Below are 1121 nucleotides of genomic sequence, written 5' to 3'. Positions count from 1 at the left end.
AACTTGTGACGCTCGCCGTGTTCAACACGATGGTGGTGGCAAGCGTTCTGCCGCAATCGTTCAGCAACAGCCCGCCGATGTTTCAGGATGTTCTCTATGTTACGGGCATCTCGTTCTCGACCCTTGGTGTCGCGTTGCCCTTTAATCTGAGACGCGACGCGTTTGGCGGGAGTGGGCAAAACTTGGTGGTCGACGTGGTAGGGTAAGGTTTCGGAACAAGGCGGGACCCACCATGGATGTAAGCATTTTTGTCGAGACGACGTTTGACGATGGAGAAACCAAGAGGCGCAATCTCGGTCGACTGCGCCGTGCGCCGGATGAGTTTGGTTCCGAGAATGTGGGCCTTCTCCTCGACGACGCAAAGACCTTATTGAGACGCTTGCAGGAAGCGATTGTGCAAGATCAGGTCGGTGAAGCAATAGAGGCTCGCCGGAAATGCGATGGCTGTGGCAAACACCGCGCGATCCATGATGATCGAGGCCGTATTCTCGACACTCTTTTCGGGCGAATTCGGGTGAAGTGGCCAAGGCTTCGACGCTGCTTGTGCCAACCGGCTGGGATCGCGAAAGCTGGACCGCAATCACCATTTGCCGGACTGTTCTCTGATCGTGCGACTCCCGAACTTCGGCGCCTGCAGGCTGAATTGGGGGCCAAGCACTCGTTTCGGGAAGCCGCTCGTTTGATCGAGATGTTCCTACCCTGTTCGGCTCAGTTGAACACGACCGTTCGAAATCGCTTGGGTCGCATTGCCGACGAATTGGGCCACGTCGACGCAAATCAAGGAGACGCGGATACAATCGCACCGCCCGCCCCACTGACCGTTTTCCTGGATGGTGCGCATATAAGATGTCGACCTGAATACCAGAAGCGCCACCTCGATGTCGTGGTCGGCAAGGTTGAAAGCCCCAATATGAGCCGGCGGTTTGGCCTCGTGCAGCAAGCCGCCAGGTCTCCTGCAAAGCAACTCCGACATGACCTGATTGCGCAGGGCTGGGATGAACCGCCCCGGGTTTACCGGAGAGTAAAACTCTCAAAGGATGAACCCTATGGACCAGAAGAAGCACACCCCGAAGTACACAGCCGAGTTTCGCGAGCGCGGTGTTCGGCTGTATCGCGAACAC

At 56.9% G+C, this 1121-nt stretch carries 2 pseudogenes; both read left to right on the top strand.

The features are described from left to right. Positions 1 to 206, top strand: a pseudogene (locus tag AAFO90_RS24920) (hypothetical protein); the annotation flags it as partial. 26 nt (positions 207 to 232) lie between these two features. Next, positions 233 to 1121 (top strand): annotated as a pseudogene (locus tag AAFO90_RS24915) (ISKra4 family transposase); the annotation flags it as partial.

Origin of the sequence: Phaeobacter sp. CAU 1743 (genome assembly GCF_039839315.1) — a bacterium.
Lineage (GTDB): Bacteria > Pseudomonadota > Alphaproteobacteria > Rhodobacterales > Rhodobacteraceae > Phycobacter > Phycobacter gallaeciensis_A.
This window is presented reverse-complemented; position numbering and strand designations above follow the sequence as displayed.